Origin of the sequence: Streptomyces sp. 796.1, assembly GCF_047525675.1 — a bacterium.
GTDB lineage: Bacteria > Actinomycetota > Actinomycetes > Streptomycetales > Streptomycetaceae > Streptomyces.
In genome coordinates, this window is record NZ_JBLIWA010000003.1 from 87,059 (window position 1) to 104,152 (window position 17,094).

Here is a 17,094-nt window from a genome sequence, read left to right on the forward strand (position 1 = left end):
GCCCGCCGACCTCGCGCCCACCACGGCGCCGGCCGGCGCGCGGGGCGCGAGCCGCTGGCCGGGGCAGAACGGAGCTTCTGCCGGTGCGGCACGTTGCGGTGCGGCTTGCTTGATGGGAGGCCGTTCGCCCGGGGAGGCAGGTCGCTGCCGCTGGGGCAGGGCGAGCCGCTGTCGTGGGTTGCCGCGGGCGCGGGGTGAGGCTGCCGTGGCGGGCAGCCGCGCGACGGGCGAACCCGGCGTGGTACGGGCCGAAGAATCCGGCTTGAACCGGTATGAACCTGGTGCCGGTGCCGGTGCTGGTGCCTGTGCGGGTGCCTGTGCGGGTGCGGAGGAGGGGCCGGGGGCCGGGGTGTGGGAGAGGGCGGGGCGGGAGGAGGGGGAGGGGGGAAGGGGGAGGGCCCCAGGGCCCCGGGGACAAGTACCGGGCAGCCAGGGCGGCGCCGCTGGATAGTTATCCACAGGGCGCGGGCGGCCCTGCCCGAAAGTCAGAGCCGTAGCGCACGATGGGACCGTGCAGATGAGCGAATTCACCGCCGCGTTGCGCGGCGTACGGCATCCACCCACGGTGGCCGCGCCGCCCCGGCCCACGGGGCTCGACGTCGCGCTCGCCCTGGTGGTGCTCGCCGTGCAGACTGCGCTGGCCATCAGCGTCACGAACGACGGAAGCCGGCCCGACCTCCTCGGCTGGATCCTGCTCGTCATCAGCGCCCTGGCCCTGGTCTCCCGCCGTACGGCCCCCACGGCCACGACGGTCGTGGTGGTCCTCGCCGTGGGCCCATACCACTCGCTCGACTACGCCCACCTCGCCACGGTGCCCGCCGGGATAGTGGCGCTGTACGCCCTGGCGGTCGGTGCTCCGGCCCGACGGTCGCTGTGGGCGCTCGCCATCATCGTGGCGGTGATGGCGGTGGTGATGTCCAACTCCCCGGACCACCAGGCGCTGGGGGAGATGCTGCGCAGTTCGGGCTGGCTGCTGGCCGTGGTGGTGATCGGAATAGCGCTGCGTACGCACCGCAACTACGTGGCCGCCATCGTCGAGCGGGCCGAGCGGGCCGAGCGCACCAGGGAGGAGGAGGCTGCGCGCCGGGTGGCCGAAGAGCGGCTGCGGATCGCCCGGGACCTGCATGACCTGTTGGCCCACAGCATCACGTTGATCGGTGTGCAGACCTCGGTGGCCGCCCATGTGCTGGTCGCCGACCCGGACCGGCTTGACCGGGACGCGGTGTCCAAGGCGTTGGACTCGATAGCCGACACCTGCCGGGCCGCCCGGGCCGAACTCCGCACCACGCTCCAGGTGTTGCGCGCCGGGGAGGCCGAGCCGGCCCCGGACGCCACCCGACCGCCCCCGGGCCTGGCCGGTCTGCCCGACCTGGCCAGGTCGGCTGAGATGGCGGGCGCCCGGGTCACCCTGGAGCTCGACCTGACCCCGGAGACGGCCGCCGAGATAGCCCCGGCGGTCGGGGCCGCGGCCTACCGGATCGTCCAGGAGGCGCTGACCAACGCGGTCCGGCACGCGGGCCCCGACGTCCGCACGGTCGCCACGGTCCGCCGGGTGTCACTCCCCTGGGCGGAAGGCGAGGCGTTGAACGTCACGGTATGCGACGACGGCCCGGCCCTTGCGGCCGGCCCGGCGAGGCCGTCCGCCGTCCGCCGTGACCGGACTGCTGAACCCCCGGGCGGGGGCGAGGAGTTCGGACATGCCGTGGCGTGCTGGCCCACCGGGCCCGTCGGAGTGCCGGCGTGGGACGGCCGGGTCGCCGACAGCCGGGATCATCCGGCAGGGGGCGACGGCCGACCGGGCGCGTCGGCAGCCGCCGTCGAGCACTACTGCACGGGGGCCCCGCCGGAGGCGGACGGCGAGGCTGCCTGGCAGAGCGTCGGTGCCGGCGTGGGGGGGGGGGGCCGCGGCCCCACGGCGCCCGGGCCCGACGGCCGCGGCGCCGGTGCCGACCCATCCGGCCGCGGCGCCGGCGACCGCCTGAGCACTGGCCGCGCGACCAGTGGCCGCCCAACCAATGACCGTACGACCAACGACCGTACGGCCACTGACCGTACGGCCAGCAGCCGTGCGCCCCGTGGCCAGGCGGCGCCGCCGCGGCCCGTGCCGGGGCGTGGCGGGTACGGGCGGGGTGCTGGGGGGACGGGCGCTGTCGGCTCGGGTACGGGGGGTGCTGGCTTGGGCCTGCCGGGCGGGGCGATCGTGGCGAGCCCGCGTGACGTCGACGGCTTCGGCATCGCCGGCATGCGCGAACGCGCCCGGAGCGTGGGCGGTTCGGTGTCGGCCGGCTGGCGTGCGGACGGCCCGGGCTTCGTCGTACGGGCGGTCCTGCCACTCGGCACCGCCCCGCGCGGTGGCCTCGGGGCGCCACCGAAGCGCGAAGACGCCGCCGAGCCACCGGCGGCAGGACCGCCGCCGGCCGAGCCGGCCGGAGGAACGGCAACTGCTGTGGGAGAGGGGACGCCGACCGCGGGCCGGCCGGTCGCCGCGGGGAAGTCGGCGGCCGGAGGGCGGCCTGGGGACCGGTGCGGAGTGAGGAACCGGACGGACAGCGAGACGAGGAGTGGACCGGTGGGCGAGGGCGACATAGCCGAAGAGGGCGAGATAGCCGAAGTGGCCGAAGCCGCGGGGGCGGCCGAGGGGGGACCCGGTGCCGCGGGGGCGGATGTGCCCGGGGCACGGGACGGACGAGAGGGGGACGCGTGATGAGTGCGCCGCAGCCCATCAGGGTGCTGCTTGCCGATGACCAGACGCTGGTGCGGGCCGCGTTCGCGATGCTGGTCGAGTCGGCTCGCGACATGGAGGTGGTCGGCCAGGCGGGGAACGGCAGGGAGGCCGTCGAACTGGCCCGTACGGTCGGCGCCGATCTGGTGGTGATGGACATCCGCATGCCGGAGCTGGACGGCATCGAAGCGACCCGGCGCATCGCGGCCGACGCCGACCTGGCCGGCGTGAAGGTGCTGGTGCTCACCACGTACGACACCGACGAGTACATCGTGGACGCGCTGCGCGCCGGGGCCTCCGGGTTCCTGGTGAAGGACACCAAGCCGGCCGAGCTGCTGGAGGCGATCCGTACGGTGGCGGCGGGCGACGCCCTGTTGTCGCCGGGACCCACGGCCCGGCTCATCGCCCGGGTCCTCCGCCTCCCGGCGACCCCTTCACCGGCCGCCCCACCCGAGGCGCTGACCGCGCTCTCCGACCGCGAGTGCCAGGTCCTGACCCTGGTGGGCCGGGGCCTGAACAACGCGGAGATCGCCGAGGCGCTGGGCCTGAGCCCGTTCACCGCCAAGACGCACGTCAGCCGCATCATGGGCAAGCTGATGGCCCGCGACCGGGCACAGCTCGTGATTTTGGCGTACGAGTCGGGCCTGGTGACACCGACCAGGACGGGGGCCGCGACGGGGTAGCGCGGGGAGTTTCGGGGAGTGGCCGGCGCGGGGCGCGTTGGGTGGAACGGGCCGGCGGGCGCCGGGGCAGATGGGCCAGGGGCCGGCCGGGTCGTACGGAGGTGGCGAAGTAGGGGGTGGAGCGGCATCGGTTAACGTTGCGGCATGCCCACGCGTGCCCGTGACCGCCTGTTGGAGACCGCCGAGGAACTGTTCTACACCGAGGGCATCCAGGCGGTCGGCGTGGAGCGGTTGCTGACGGTCTCCGGGGTGGGGCGGGCCTCCTTCTACCGGCACTTCGTCGGCAAGGACGCACTGGTCGCGGCCGTGTTGGTGCGCCGCGGCGAGCACTGGACGGCATGGTTGAAGGGCGCCGTGGCCGCGCACGGGGGCGGGCCGCTCGCCGTGTTCGACGCACTGGCGGACCGGGCGCAGGACCAGGGGTTCCACGGCTGTGCGTTCATCAACGCGATGGCCGAGACGGCCGATCCGACCAGCGAGGTGTACCGGTTGGCCGAGGCCCACAAGCGCCGGCTCATCAGCTACGTCGGGCAGTTGATCGAGGAAGCAGGGTACGAGCGGCACGAGACGCTGGCGGAACAGTTCGTCCTGCTGATGGACGGGGCGACGGTCACCACGATGTACGAACGCACCCCGGCGGCGGCCCTCCGGGCCCGGGAGATCGCACGGCGACTGCTGGGGTGAACGCGCGCCGACCGACGATCGGCTGCCCCCGGCCCGCCACCTTGTGCGCCCACTACCACCCTGTCCACCCACTGCCCTGGCCGGCCGCCACCCTGCCGGGCCACCAACCCGCGCCCTTTTCGATCCGCTGCCCAGCCGGGCGCCCCGCCGTCGCGGCTTGGCACATCATCGGCAGGGTGACGGTGACGGTGACGGTGACGGGGGCGGGAGCGTGGCGGAGCGGGAGCGGGCCCGTCGGCCGTAGGGGTCAGCCGCCGGCCGCCACCAGCGTGCGGAGGCGACGAACCTCCTCCTCCAACGCCACATTGGCCTGTTCCAGGTCGGTGGTGTGTCGCGTGAGCGCGGCCAGCCGCTGTTCCTGGGTGGTGTTGCGGTCGGCCAGTTCGGCCCGGGACGAGCGCAGTCGCGCGTTCTCCGACTCCACCTCGGCGATGTGGGCGCGCACCGCGGGCAGGGCGGCGGACAGTTCGTACTGGGTGAACCGCGGGGTGATGTGCTGGGGGCAGTTCCAGTTGAACCCTTCGATCCGGATCGTCACGAGTCGTTCCACCCGACCGTCGGTCCGTATCCGGTCGAGCCGTTCGGCCAACTCCGGGTGGTCGCCGAGCGACTTGACCTCGGCGCGCCCGAAGAACTTGAGCCTGGCCTGTCGCGCGTAGTCCATCAGGAACAGCGCGACGCGCCCGTCGGCCCGCACGTTGCCGGTGGAGATGTACTGCCGGTTGCCCCGTACGTCGGCGTACCCGAGGGTCCACTCGTCCAGGACGTGCAGGAAGCCGGGCGGGCCGCCGCGGTACTGCACGTAGGGCCAGCCCGTCTCGCTGACCGAGCCCAGGTAGAAGCCGTCCCGTGAGGCGATGAAGGCCGCTTCGCGGGTTCCGATGGGCTCCGGCGTATCGCCGTGCGCCAGGGCGCGGGCCCCGCTGGCGGCGCTCCCCTCCTCCCGCTGCATGCGCAGAACGCTGCCGGTGTAGGCCAGATGCGCGTAGCGGCTCATCGTGAAGTCCCCTCGTTCAGGGCGCGGATGGGCACCCGTTGAGCACCTGCGACCTTCAGATGGTACCAATCGGTTCCGTCTTGGGGGTGGGCGTGGTCGACTGGTGGCCCGATGGGGTGGGATGTGCAGGTGGGAGCCGGGAGAGGAGCCAGCGAGGTGTGGGCGCGCGGGGCGGTGGGTCAGTGTCGGGGGCGTGGCGAGATCTGGACCACGTCGGGGCCGAAGTGCTCGGCCCCGGTGATGGTGGTGAAGTCGGTGAGCGCCAGGCGTTGCAGGTGGGGCAGGGTGGACAGGGGAGTGAGGTCGATCGATGCGCCACTGGTGAACGAGGTCAGTGAGATGGTGCGGGCTCCCGGGAAGAGTCGTGCGACCTGAGCCAGGTCGCAGTTCCGGGAAGCGGTCGTCAGCCTTGCCGCAGTGATGCCCGGCAGCGGCGGAACCTCGGCCAGCGGTGTGCCGGGGGTGAGATTGACGTCCCAGATGCACAGGGTCGTCAGCCTTGGCAGGTCCCAGACCTCGACGAACTCCTCCACGAAGGGCTGGCTCGGCAGCGCCAGTGTGGTCAACTTGCGCCAGCGCGCCAGCCCGTTGAGATCCGCACTCTCGAAGAAGATCGGGTCCAGCCATAGGTTCGCGAGCTCATCGCAGGCGGGAAGTTCGATGAGTCCCCGGTCGGGCAACTCGGTGGCCAGTTCGAGGTGATGCAGGGTGGGCAGGTGCTCCAGGGCTCCCACGTCGAGGTTGTCGTCGAGAATCTCCAGGATGAGGTGACTGACCTCGGTGCGCTGGAGCCCGTCCAGGCTGCGGAGCCTCGTGCAATCGATGAGGGACAGGGACTTCAGCGCGGGGAACGCGGTGGCCCACCCCAGGTCGGTGATGGCGGCGTTGCCGATCAAGGACATTTCGCGCAGGTCGGGTGCCTGGGGAAGACGCGCCAACTGGGTGCCGGTCAGGTCGCCTAGGTAGGAGATTCCGTTCACATCCAAGCTGCTGATGGCCGCCAGTTGCCGCGCGTCAACGAGGGTGACGTACACCTGACCGGGGACCGGCGCCAGCACCTCCGTCACGTACTGCTCAGCATCAAAACTCCTCCAGTTGTCGGCGAGAGCCTCATACACGATCTCGCTCTGCGGCCCCGCGAACGACGCCAGATAGGCCAAGGCCGCGTCACCCGCGATCATTTGTGCCGTACGGATGGCCGCCACCTTCTCGTCCTCCGCCAGCTCCGACGGATGTGGCAACAAGTCGAGAACGACGGGTCCCACTTGAGCCAGCGCGTCCGCCTCGTGCACGGAACGCGGCGGTATCAGCGCGGCTGCACCGGCCTCGATCTCGGAGCGGATCGTGGCGTCCAGCTCCGTCGCGTGCTGGAGGCAGGCGAGGGCGAGGAGTCGTAACCGGGTGCGGTGCTGCTGTTCGCGGTCGGCGCGTTCGACGATGCCGCGCAGCAGCGTGGCGCGTTCGTCGGGGCGCGCGTGGGCGACCGCCATGCGCACCACGTCCTCCCACTGTTCGTCATGGGCGTTCTTGACGATCAACGGCAGGTGGTAGCCCTCGACGGCCGCCTTCGCGCCCAGGAAGTCCTGGAACGTGCGGTGTACGAAGTCGATCGTGTCCGTCGTCGGGGCGCGCAGCAGCCCGGTCCGCCCGACCAGGTGGTTGAGGACCGCCGCCGCGTCGCCCTGTTCCGCCACCGGCACCATGCTGCTGAGCGCGTCGTCGATCAGCCAGGTGGCCGTCGTCGCGACCAGTTCGGTCTGGCCGTTGAGCGTCAGCCAGTAGGCGAGTTTCTGGAGGAGTTGGATGCTCTCCTTCTCGCTGAGCGCGATCCCTTCCGGCCGGTGCACCTCGCGTTCCTGGTCGCGCCGGTACAGCAGCATGGAGAGCGCGGCCTCGTAGATCTCCACCCGATCGTGCGGGAGTTGGCCCCTGCGGTCCCGGTGCAGGGCGCACACCAGAGCGCACAGCAGTGGGGTGGTGGTGAGCAGCGCGAGGTCCCGCTTGGCCCGGACCTTCTCGCGTAGTTCCCGTTCCAGTACGTCGAGCCGGGCGCGCGCCTCCGCGCTCGGCGCCCCCTCGCGCGCCGCCGTGTGCCAGCGGGAGATGAAGACGCTCACATCGGCGCCGGTCATCGGGCGGACCGCCAGTTCGCTGAATGACGCCTCCTGGAGCCAGCGTTCGGGAACCGCGGTCGGCCGTGTGGTGGCCACCACACGTGCCGTGCCGTACGCCGCCGTCAATTCCCGCAACCAGTCGCCGGCCCGGTCGCGGAACGCCCGCGGCACCTCGTCCAAGCCGTCCACCAGGACCAGCCCGCGACCGGACGACAGGACGCGATCGGCCCACCCGTCCGGCTGGGCCTCGGCCAGTGGGCAGCCGACGGCGGCCAGGAAGTCCGCCGGACGGGGCAGTTCGCCGCGCCGCGAGATCGTCCGCATGGGCAGGACGAAGGCGACCTTCCCGTGCAGCTCTCGCAGCGGTTCGGGCAGGTCACCGCTGGCGCTGGCGCAGGCGAGCCACTGCACCAGGGTGGTCTTGCCGCTACCGGCGAGCCCGCGGACCAGTACGCGCTGCCGGCCGGCGAGCGCCACCTCGGCCCGCTCCGTACGCTGCTGCCCGCTGCCCAAACCCTCGCTGACGCGTACGGCGCGGCGATCGGCCAGCTCCAGGCTGAGATAGGCGGCGTCCAGCGGCCACCACGCCTGGGCGGCGCCGCGCAGGTCGAGTCCGACGACGGTGAGGTGGCCGTGGCGTTCGCGCAGGTAGCTGCGGTAGCGGGACTCGAAGGTGAGGTCGGCGGAGCCGGCTTCGGGCTCAGGCTCAGGGGGGCGGAGTTCCGCGTTCCGTACGCGGCCAGTGGCAGGGAGGTGAGGAGGGGCGTGCGGGTCCGCGGCGGGGCGCCGTAGGCACGCCGAGCGCAGGTCGAGCAGTCCGTCCGCCGCCAGCCCCAGCGCGCCCGCCAGCGCCACCAGCGTCTCCGCACTGGGCAGGGAACGGCCGTTGAACGCCTGGCTGACCGTGGTACGGCCGAGCCCGGAGCGCGTCGTCACCGCGGCCATGGTCATCCGACGCCGCAGGCGCGCCGTGCGCAGGGTGTCGACCAGCCGCTCCAGTGGTGCGCCCCCGGCGCCGGGCGTCATCTCCCGCGCGGGTCCCGCTCCCGCGGCGTCGGTCGTCTCGTTGTCCGTGGTCATCGCCGCCCGTACACCCGCTCCGTCGTCTGCGTCGTGCTCAGCGTGTTCATGGTGTTCGCCGCGTTCGTCGTCGTTCAGTTCCGTCCACCCGAACGCCGCCGAACAGCCGGCCGCCCACGGTGGACACCGCCCGATCAGTCGGGCGCGGTGCTCCCACGCGGGCACCGGACCATCGTCGACCGAAAGGGTGTTGACCGTGACGGGAAGCACGAAACTGACCCTGCTCGCCGTCGGATTCGTGGCGGCGGCGCTGTTGTCGCTGCTGGTGGCGGCCGTCGCCGGGGTCCTGGCGTCCGTGGACGGCGCGACCTTGCCCGCGGCGACGGCCCGCGCAGGGGCCGCCTTCGGTGCGACGCTCGGCCTGTTGACCGCCGTACTGGCGCTGCTGGGTGGTGTGTACGGCGACTGATCAGCGTGACGGGCGACCGGCGACCCCCTTCGAGGAGTTCCGCCGCGCCGGGCCGGACCTGGACACCGTGATCGTCGCCTGCGGCGGTGGTGGGCTGTTCGCCGGGTGGCCGCTGCCGCACCCGTGCACGGCGTACGGGCCCCGTGCACGGCGTACGGGCCGTCGCCGTCGAGCCGGCCGGCTGTCCGACCCTGCACGCCAGCGCTCCCGGCCGGCCGCCCCGTCGAGGCCGGCGGCGTGGGGGCGATCGCCACCGACGCGCTCGGTGCCCACTTCGTCACCGTCCGCGGCGCTGCACTGGGCCGGGGCCGGCCCGGCCCCGGCCCGCACCCCCGCGACCTGCGGCATCGAGGGCGGCTCCGGGCCGCTCGCGCGGGGTGGGGCGCGGGGCGCGTACCCCGGATCGGCGGGCCTCACACGTACGGGACAATGGACACATGAGTCTGTTCCGCGACGACGGCATCGTGCTGCGCACCCAGAAGCTGGGAGAGGCGGACCGGATCATCACCCTGCTGACCCGGGGCCACGGCCGGGTGCGGGCGGTGGCCCGCGGGGTGCGGCGGACGAAGTCGAAGTTCGGCGCCAGGCTGGAGCCGTTCTCCCACGTCGACGTGCAGTTCTTCGCCCGTGGCAGCGAGCTGATCGGCCGCGGCCTGCCGCTGTGCACGCAGAGCGAGACCATCGCCCCGTACGGCAGCGGCATCGTCACCGACTACGCGCGGTACACCGCAGGCACCGCGATGCTGGAGACCGCCGAGCGGTTCACCGACCACGAGGGCGAGCCCGCCGTACAGCAGTACCTGCTGCTCGTCGGCGGTCTGCGCACGCTCGCCGCCGGCGAACACGAACCGCACCTGGTGCTCGACGCCTTCCTGCTGCGCTCGCTCGCCGTCAACGGCTACGCACCCAGCTTCGAGAACTGCGCCAAGTGCGGCATGCCCGGTCCCAACCGATTCTTTTCGGTCGGCGCCGGCGGCGTGGTCTGCGCGGACTGCCGGGTGCCGGGCAGCGTCGTACCCTCGCCGGAGTCGCTGACGCTCCTCGGGGCGCTGCTGACCGGCGACTGGGCCACTGCCGACGCCTGCGAGGCACGCCATGTGCGCGAGGGCAGCGGCCTGGTCGCCGCGTACCTGCACTGGCACCTGGAGCGGGGGCTGCGCTCGCTGCGGTACGTGGAGAAGTGAGCCCCGGACACGGGCCCCACCAGGGGCGTCGCGCCGGCCGGGTGCGGCGCAGGACGCGGCGCCCCGGTGGCCGAAAATTTCAACGGCATACGTCAGCGACATGCCTGACCGAAGACACTGCCGAAAGCTGCCGAAACACGTTCGGCCGCACCCGGCAGCGGCCGAACACGGCGTCCAGCACCGGCGCCGCAGAGTGAGAACGACGGCGCAACGGCGCCGTCCAGAGCGAGATGGGGAAGACGTGGCAGGCATGGCACGACGCGGATTCATGGGCCGGGCACGGCGCGAGTACCGGACTCCGGACCCGCATCCGTCCGGTGCGCAGCCGCCGAAGATCCCCGGTGAGCTGGTCCCCAAGCACGTCGCCATCGTCATGGACGGCAACGGCCGCTGGGCCAAGGAGCGCGGACTGCCGCGCACCGAGGGGCACAAGGTCGGCGAGGGCGTGGTCCTCGACGTGCTCAAGGGATGCCTGGAGATGGGCGTCAAGAACCTCTCCCTGTACGCCTTCTCCACCGAGAACTGGAAGCGCTCGCCCGACGAGGTGCGGTTCCTGATGAACTTCAACCGCGAGGTCATCCGCCGCCGCCGCGACGAGATGGACGAGCTGGGCATCCGCATCCGATGGGCCGGACGCATGCCCAAGCTGTGGAAGTCGGTGGCCAAGGAGCTCCAGGTCGCGCAGGAGCAGACCAAGGACAACGACGCCATGACCATGTACTTCTGCCTGAACTACGGGGGGCGTGCGGAGATCGCCGACGCCGCCGCGGCGCTGGCGGCCGACGTGGCCGCCGGCCGGCTCGACCCGTCGAAGGTGAACGAGAAGACGCTCGCGAAGTACCTGTACTACCCGGACATGCCGGACGTCGACCTGTTCGTACGGCCGTCGGGCGAGCAGCGCACCTCCAACTACCTCATCTGGCAGAGCGCGTACGCGGAAATGGTCTTCCAGGACGTCCTGTGGCCCGACTTCGACCGGCGTGACCTATGGCGCGCCTGCCTGGAGTTCGCCCAGCGCGACCGGCGCTTCGGCGGCGCACTGCCGAACCTACCGGCCAAGGACGCGCCCACCACCACGGGCGAACCGAGCGCCTGACCCCCGGCAGGGCCCCGGCCCGCCCGAAGCCCCGTCTGCGCCCCGCTCCCGTCGCCGCTCCGACCAGCCCTCGTCGCGTACGGAACGTGGGCGCCGGCCGGCCACTTTCGGCCGGTCGGCGCCCACGCCGTCGAACGGGAATCGACCCATTCGTAAACCGTGCAGAACCCGGCAGGAGCCGGCAGAACCCGGCAGATTCCAGCGGGTCTGGCGGCGATGGCGATGCCGAACCGATCAGGCCGGTGCCGAACGGGTCAGCACCGGCCCGGCCGCGGCCAGGTCGGTCCGGGGCCACACTGGGCCCCCGGGGAGAGGAGCTGGACTCACCCCGGGGCCGGACCGGGCCCGTACGCCCAGGTCAGCCCTTCGCGGCGGCGCACTCGCCGCACGTACCGAAGATCTCGATCGTGTGCGCCACGTCCACGAACCCGTGCTCCGTGGCGATCGAGTCCGCCCACTTCTCCACGGCCGGGCCCTCGACCTCGACGGCCTTGCCGCAGGTGCGGCAGACCAGATGGTGATGGTGGTCGTCGGTGCTGCACCGGCGGTAGACCGACTCGCCCTCGTCGGTGCGCAACACGTCGACCTCGCCGGCGTCGGCGAGCGACTGGAGGGTGCGGTAGACCGTGGTCAGGCCGACCGAGTCGCCGCGGTGCTTGAGCATGTCGTGCAGCTCCTGCGCACTGCGGAACTCGTCCACCTCGTCCAGCGCCGCCGCCACCGCGGCGCGTTGCTTGGTAGCCCGGCCGCGTACTGGGGGACCCGCGGTCGCCACAGCTTCCTCCTCGGTTGCCTGCTCGTCACCCGCCCGGCGTCCGGCCGGACCTCGTGCCAGTCTGCCAGGTGACGTGGCCGACACGAAGATGCCTTCCCGCCCCGCTCGTCACACCCGCGCCTCGCTGCTGACCGGTACGGGACTGGTGGGGCCCTCCAAAGAGCACCCTTCCTCCGCCTGTGCCAACCGCCGCGCCCGGCGGCGTGCAAGGGGCGTTGCCAGCACCGTGATCACGGCGAAGACGGCGATCGCCAGGACGACGATACTGGCGCCGGGCGGCACGTCCTGGTAGTAGGAATAGCTGGTTCCGGAGAGCGTCACCAGCACCCCGATCGTGACCGAAAGCGCCATCGTCATCCCGAAGCTGCGGGTGGCCTGCTGCGCCGCCGCGACCGGCACCACCATCAACGCACTCACCAGCAGCAACCCGACCACCCGCATCGCCACCGTGACGGTGACCGCCGCCGTGACGGCCAACAGCAGGTTCAGGAAGCGGACCGGCAGCCCCGTCACCCGGGCGAACTCCTCGTCCTGGCAGATGGCGAACAACTGCCGGCGCAGGCCCAGCGTGATCAGTACGACGAAGGCGGCCAGCACGCAGATCGTCCGCACGTCCTCCTCCGAGACCGTGGTGATCGACCCGAAGAGGTACGAGGTGAGGTTGGCGTTGGAACCGGTGTCCGACATGTTGATCAGCAACACGCCACCCGCCATGCCGCCGTAGAACAGCATCGCCAGCGCGAGGTCCCCGCGGGCCTTCCCGTACCAGCGGATCAGCTCCATCAGCACCGCACCGAGCGCCGCCACGCCCACCGCGGTCCACACCGGGTTGTTGCCGGTCAGAAAGCCCAGCGCGACGCCGGTCAGTGCGACGTGGCCGATGCCGTCACCCATGATCGCCTGGCGGCGCTGGACGAGGTAGATGCCGACCGCGGGGGCCGTGATGCCCACGAGCACGGCAGCGAGCAGCGCCCGCTGCATGAAGGCGTAGTCGAGCATTTCCATCAGATCAACAGCCCCGTCCGGATCGGCTCCGCGGCGTCCGCGGCATGCGGGTGGATGTGGTCGTGGCCCGGCAGCGCGTGCTGGCCGACGGCCTGCGGCGGCGGCCCGTCGTGCAGCACGCAGCCGTCGCGGAGCACCACCGCCCGGTCGATGAGCGGTTCGAGGGGGCCGAGCTCGTGCAGCACGAGCAGCACCGTCACGCCCCGCGCGACCTGCTGCCGCAGCGCGTCCGCGAGCACCTGCTGACTGGTCAGGTCCACGCCGGCCATCGGCTCATCCATGATCAACAGCTCCGGCTCGCCGGCGAGCGCCCGGGCGATCAGCACCCGCTGGTGCTGGCCGCCGGAGAGCGCGTTGACCGAGTCCTTGGCCCGGTCGGCCATGCCCACCAGCTCCAACGCCCGGTGCACGGCCGCCCGGTCCTCCCGCCCCGGCCACCGCAGCTTCGTACGGGCCAGTCGGCCGGCCGAGACCACCTCGCGCACCGTCGCCGGCACGCCACTGGCGGCCGTGGTGCGCTGCGGCATGTACCCGACGCGTGCCCACTGGCGGAACTTGCGCCGCGGCGTCCCGAAGAGCTCCAGCTCACCGCCGGTCAGCGGCACCTGCCCGACCAGCGCGCGGACCAGCGTGGACTTCCCGGAACCGTTCGCTCCGAGCAGTGCCACCACCTCGCCGCTACGCACCGTGAGGTCCACCCCGCGCAACACCGGGCGTGAGCCCAGCGAGGCGCGCGCCCCGCGCACCACCAGGACTGGCTTCTCCTGCTTGGCCGCCCCTTGGGGGGCGGCGTCGCTCGCGGGTGCGGGTCCGGTGGAGGCCGCTTCGGGCGCGTCGGGTGCCACCACGTCCGGCTCCGGGGCCTTGGCCGTACCTCGTCCGGACGCGTCGGGTATGCCCCCGGCGGGCCCCTCGCTTCGCTCGCTCGCCACGCCTGCCTCCGCCATGCTCGCTGGTCTTCTCGCCTGTTGTTTCGGGTGTTGTGAGTGCTGTGGGTGTTACGGGTGCTGAGAACTGCTGTGAAGTGTTGTGGCCTGCTCTGACCTGCTCTGACTGCCGTGGGGGGCAGAGCCGTCGGGGCGGTGGTGCCGCAGGCCGCCTCAACGGTTGGGCAGGGGCGCCGGCCACCGTCCCGTACGCCCCGCGGGCGCCGGCGCGCCGAGCGAGACGCCTGGCCGCCACCGAGGACAACTCCCGGAACCCGGTTCCCCTTCCCGGCCACCGTCTCGCCGCCGAGCGGGCCCGCCGGTGACCGAAAACGATCGCTCGGGCACGGGCCCCGGGCGGGTCGTGCGGACCTGACCGCCGGAGGCCGGTCGGCCGGGGTTCACCGCTCGGACCGATACCCGGTGCCGGATCACCCGAGGTGGGCCACCCGCCTCGGATCACCCGAGGTGGTCACTCACGGCGAGTCACTTGGCACCGAGCGCCTCTTGCAGCGCGGCGAGGTTGGCCCGCATCACCGCGAAGTAGTCGTCGCCCTTGGACTTGTCGGTGATGCCCTCCAGCGGGTCGAGGACGCCGGTCTTGAGGCCGGTGTCCTCGGCGACGGTCTTCGCCCCCTTGTTGCTGGCCAGGGTCTCGAAGAAGACCGTGCTCACCTTCTCCTTCTTGGCGATCTGCTGGATGTCCTTGATCCGGGCCGGGCTGGCCTCGGCCTCGGGGGAGATGCCGGAGATCCCCTCCTGGTCCAGTCCGTACCGCTCGGCCAGGTAGCCGAACGCCGAGTGGGTGGTGATGAAGGTGTCCGTGGTGCGGTTCTTCAGGCCGGCCGAAAACTCCTTGTCGAGCGCCGTGAGCTTGCCGACCAGCGCGTCGGTGTTCTTCTGGTAGTCGGCCTTGTGGTCCGGGTCGGCCTCGGCGAGCTTCTTGCCGAGGCCCTTGGCGACCTCGGCGTACTTCGTCGGGTCGAGCCAAATGTGCGGGTCGCCGCCGGCCTCGTCGCCGTGGTCGTGTCCGCCCTCGTGGTCGTGCTCCTCGGTGCCGTGGTCGTGGTCATGCCCGCCGGCGCCGTGCTTCTCCAGCGAGGTCAGCTCGGCCGCGTCGACCTTGTGCTTGGCCTCGGACTGGCTGACGGCCTTGTCGACGGAGGGTTGGAGCCCCTTCAGGTAGACGACGAGGTCGGCCTCGCTCAGTTCGGCCACCTGGCGCGGTTTGAGCTCCAGGTCGTGCGGTTCGACGCCCGGCTTGGTGAGGGTGCTGACGTGCACATGCTCGCCACCGATCTGCTTGGCCAGGAACTCCATCGGATAGAACGACGCCACGACCTGCGGCTTTCCGTCCTTGCTGGCTTTGTCGGAGCAGGCGGAGAGCGTGACCAGCGCGAGCGCGGTGGCCCCGACCATCGCGGTGGCGGGTATGAGGCGTCGTACGTTCATGACAGTCATTTTCAACTAAAGTGGAAACGATTGTCAACAAGGTTGGTTGAAGGCTGTCATCACTGGAACCGATTTGATCCCAGGGGTGCCGCCGCCGGTAATCTGGGGCATTCGCAGGGCCGCGCGGGCGAGTACCCGGCGGACCCCACACTGACCGCTTCGTCGTCGTAATGAAGAGAGCACCGTGGCCGCCGACAAGATCGACACCATCGTCAGCCTGAGCAAGCGCCGTGGCTTCGTCTATCCGTGCAGCGAGATCTACGGCGGCCAGCGAGCCGCCTGGGACTACGGACCGCTCGGCGTGGAGCTGAAGGAGAACATCAAGCGCCAGTGGTGGCGCTCGATGGTCACCTCGCGCGACGACGTCGTTGGTCTCGACTCGTCCGTGATCCTCGCCCGTGAGGTCTGGGAGGCGTCGGGTCACGTCGCCACCTTCACCGACCCGCTGACCGAGTGCACCTCCTGCCACAAGCGCTTCCGCGCGGACCACCTGGAGGAGGCGTACGAGGCCAAGCACGGCCACCTGCCGGCGAACGGCCTCGCCGACATCAACTGCCCGCACTGCGGCAACAAGGGCGGCTTCACCGAGCCCAAGCTCTTCTCCGGCCTGCTCTCCACCCACCTCGGCCCCACCCAGGACGCGGGCTCCCTCGCCTACCTGCGCCCCGAGACCGCGCAGGGCATCTTCACCAACTTCGCCGCCGTGCAGCAGACTTCGCGCAAGAAGCCGCCGTTCGGCATCGCCCAGCTCGGCAAGTCCTTCCGCAACGAGATCACGCCCGGAAACTTCATCTTCCGTACGCGTGAGTTCGAGCAGATGGAGATGGAGTTCTTCGTCAAGCCGGGCGAGGACGAGCAGTGGCAGGAATACTGGATGGAGCAGCGCTGGAACTGGTACACCGACCTCGGTATTCGCGAGGAGAACATTCGGTGGTTCGAGCACCCGGCGGAGAAGCTTTCCCACTACTCGAAGCGCACCGCTGACATCGAGTACCGGTTCAACTTCGGTGGCACCGAGTTCTCCGAGCTTGAGGGCGTGGCCAACCGCACCGACTACGACCTCAAGGCCCACTCGAAGGCGTCCGGCCAGGACCTGTCGTACTTCGACCAGGAGGCCGGCGAGCGCTGGACCCCGTACGTCATCGAGCCGGCGGCCGGTGTCAACCGCGCCATGCTCGCCTTCATGCTCGACGCGTACGTGGAGGACGAGGCGCCCAACGCCAAGGGCAAACTGGAGAAGCGCACCGTGATGCGGCTCGACCCGCGTCTCGCGCCGGTCAAGGTCGCGGTCCTGCCGCTGTCCCGCAACCCGCAGCTCTCCCCGAAGGCCAAGGGGCTCGCCACCGACCTGCGTAAGAACTGGAACATCGAGTTCGACGACGCCGGCGCCATCGGTCGCCGCTACCGCCGCCAGGACGAGATCGGCACCCCGTTCTGCGTCACCGTCGACTTCGACACCCTCGAAGACAACGCGGTGACCGTGCGCGAGCGCGACACGATGAAGCAGGAACGGGTCTCCCTGGACCAGATCCAGAGCTACCTGGGCGGGCGCCTGCTGGGCTGCTAGTGGCCCACCGGCACCACCTGATTCCCGGCTAGGAGACGCCGGGCCGATGGCGCATCGGCCCGGCGTTTCGCATTCCGGGAGGCGCTGCCCGGTGGGGCATTGCACCCGGTGGGGCGCCCCGCCACCCTTGCCCCCGCCGCGCCTGCGTTGCTACGCCTCCCCCCCCGCATCCGCCGTGCCTTCGCAGCCGGCGGCGCCGCTGCGTCCGGTGGCGCCTTCGCATCCGGTGGTACGGCCGTGTCGACGGTGCCGGGCCACCCGGATGGCGCGCGCTCCCGGCCCGTGGGGTGGGGGCGACCCCGCGGGGGTGGGCAGCCCCGTGCAGGGGGTGCGCATCACCGGCGAAACGGGGTGACTCGGGCGGCCGGCCGCATCGTACGACCAACCCGCCCCCGATCCC

General features: G+C 71.7%; 13 protein-coding genes. 7 read left to right on the forward strand and 6 right to left on the reverse strand.

Annotated features, from left to right (window positions below):
- Positions 1-517 precede the first annotated feature (517 nt).
- From ACMA1D_RS03145 to ACMA1D_RS03155, 3 genes are all read left to right on the forward strand, one after another.
- Complete coding sequence (locus ACMA1D_RS03145) at positions 518-2,704, forward strand: histidine kinase (protein ID WP_414722509.1); 2,187 nt, start codon at positions 518-520, stop codon at positions 2,702-2,704.
- Complete coding sequence (locus ACMA1D_RS03150) at positions 2,704-3,405, forward strand: response regulator transcription factor (protein WP_414722300.1); 702 nt, start codon at positions 2,704-2,706, stop codon at positions 3,403-3,405. Before ACMA1D_RS03145 ends, ACMA1D_RS03150 begins: the two co-directional genes overlap by 1 nt.
- Before the next feature lie 144 nt (positions 3,406-3,549).
- Positions 3,550-4,089, forward strand: a complete 540-nt coding sequence (locus ACMA1D_RS03155) for a TetR/AcrR family transcriptional regulator (RefSeq protein ID WP_414722301.1) — start codon at positions 3,550-3,552, stop codon at positions 4,087-4,089.
- 247 nt (positions 4,090-4,336) lie between these two features.
- On the opposite strand, the gene ACMA1D_RS03160 is transcribed toward ACMA1D_RS03155, so the two are convergent.
- Both ACMA1D_RS03160 and ACMA1D_RS03165 read right to left on the reverse strand, forming a co-directional pair.
- A complete protein-coding gene (locus ACMA1D_RS03160) occupies positions 4,337-5,086 on the reverse strand; it encodes a pyridoxamine 5'-phosphate oxidase family protein (RefSeq protein ID WP_414722302.1) in 750 nt (249 codons plus the stop codon).
- Positions 5,087-5,265: 179 nt separating this feature from the next.
- Positions 5,266-8,280 (reverse strand): NACHT domain-containing protein, encoded by a 3,015-nt coding sequence (locus ACMA1D_RS03165; protein ID WP_414722303.1) that lies wholly within the window; start codon positions 8,278-8,280, stop codon positions 5,266-5,268.
- Positions 8,281-8,476: 196 nt separating this feature from the next.
- Between ACMA1D_RS03165 and ACMA1D_RS03170 the strand changes: the two genes are divergently transcribed.
- The 3 genes from ACMA1D_RS03170 to ACMA1D_RS03180 all read left to right on the forward strand — a co-directional run bounded on the left by ACMA1D_RS03170 (position 8,477) and on the right by ACMA1D_RS03180 (position 10,969).
- Positions 8,477-8,689 carry a hypothetical protein gene (locus ACMA1D_RS03170; RefSeq protein ID WP_414722304.1) on the forward strand — a complete coding sequence of 71 codons (213 nt, stop codon included), beginning with the start codon at positions 8,477-8,479 and terminating at the stop codon, positions 8,687-8,689.
- Positions 8,690-9,126: 437 nt separating this feature from the next.
- Positions 9,127-9,873 carry a DNA repair protein RecO gene (gene recO, locus ACMA1D_RS03175; protein ID WP_414722305.1) on the forward strand — a complete coding sequence of 249 codons (747 nt, stop codon included), beginning with the start codon at positions 9,127-9,129 and terminating at the stop codon, positions 9,871-9,873.
- Positions 9,874-10,123: 250 nt separating this feature from the next.
- Positions 10,124-10,969, forward strand: coding sequence for an isoprenyl transferase (locus tag ACMA1D_RS03180; RefSeq protein ID WP_414722306.1), 846 nt, complete (start codon positions 10,124-10,126; stop codon positions 10,967-10,969).
- A gap of 358 nt (positions 10,970-11,327) precedes the next feature.
- Here ACMA1D_RS03180 and ACMA1D_RS03185 read toward each other — a convergent pair whose 3' ends face one another.
- The 4 genes from ACMA1D_RS03185 to ACMA1D_RS03200 all read right to left on the reverse strand — a co-directional run bounded on the left by ACMA1D_RS03185 (position 11,328) and on the right by ACMA1D_RS03200 (position 15,127).
- Positions 11,328-11,744, reverse strand: coding sequence for a transcriptional repressor (locus ACMA1D_RS03185; protein ID WP_349993975.1), 417 nt, complete (start codon positions 11,742-11,744; stop codon positions 11,328-11,330).
- Between the two features lie 108 nt (positions 11,745-11,852).
- Positions 11,853-12,749, reverse strand: coding sequence for a metal ABC transporter permease (locus ACMA1D_RS03190; RefSeq protein WP_414722307.1), 897 nt, complete (start codon positions 12,747-12,749; stop codon positions 11,853-11,855).
- Positions 12,749-13,696, reverse strand: a complete 948-nt coding sequence (locus ACMA1D_RS03195; RefSeq protein WP_414722308.1) for a metal ABC transporter ATP-binding protein — start codon at positions 13,694-13,696, stop codon at positions 12,749-12,751. Before ACMA1D_RS03195 ends, ACMA1D_RS03190 begins: the two co-directional genes overlap by 1 nt.
- A 465-nt stretch (positions 13,697-14,161) precedes the next feature.
- Complete coding sequence (locus ACMA1D_RS03200; protein ID WP_414722309.1) at positions 14,162-15,127, reverse strand: metal ABC transporter substrate-binding protein; 966 nt, start codon at positions 15,125-15,127, stop codon at positions 14,162-14,164.
- A 184-nt stretch (positions 15,128-15,311) separates the two neighbouring features.
- On the opposite strand from ACMA1D_RS03200, the gene ACMA1D_RS03205 reads away from it, so the two are divergent.
- Entirely contained in the window at positions 15,312-16,694 is a 1,383-nt protein-coding gene (locus ACMA1D_RS03205; protein WP_349993972.1) for a glycine--tRNA ligase, read from the forward strand.
- Positions 16,695-17,094: the final 400 nt, after the last annotated feature.

Coding starts and splice junctions, on each gene's coding strand:
- ACMA1D_RS03195 (WP_414722308.1), bottom strand. CDS start 13,696: ATGGCGGAGGCAGGCGTGGCGAGCGAGCGAAGCGAGGGGCCCGCCGGG.
- ACMA1D_RS03160 (WP_414722302.1), bottom strand. CDS start 5,086: ATGAGCCGCTACGCGCATCTGGCCTACACCGGCAGCGTTCTGCGCATG.
- ACMA1D_RS03190 (WP_414722307.1), bottom strand. CDS start 12,749: ATGGAAATGCTCGACTACGCCTTCATGCAGCGGGCGCTGCTCGCTGCC.
- ACMA1D_RS03200 (WP_414722309.1), bottom strand. CDS start 15,127: ATGAACGTACGACGCCTCATACCCGCCACCGCGATGGTCGGGGCCACC.
- ACMA1D_RS03180 (WP_414722306.1), top strand. CDS start 10,124: ATGGCACGACGCGGATTCATGGGCCGGGCACGGCGCGAGTACCGGACT.
- ACMA1D_RS03145 (WP_414722509.1), top strand. CDS start 518: ATGAGCGAATTCACCGCCGCGTTGCGCGGCGTACGGCATCCACCCACG.
- ACMA1D_RS03150 (WP_414722300.1), top strand. CDS start 2,704: ATGAGTGCGCCGCAGCCCATCAGGGTGCTGCTTGCCGATGACCAGACG.
- ACMA1D_RS03165 (WP_414722303.1), bottom strand. CDS start 8,280: ATGACCACGGACAACGAGACGACCGACGCCGCGGGAGCGGGACCCGCG.
- ACMA1D_RS03155 (WP_414722301.1), top strand. CDS start 3,550: ATGCCCACGCGTGCCCGTGACCGCCTGTTGGAGACCGCCGAGGAACTG.
- recO (WP_414722305.1), top strand. CDS start 9,127: ATGAGTCTGTTCCGCGACGACGGCATCGTGCTGCGCACCCAGAAGCTG.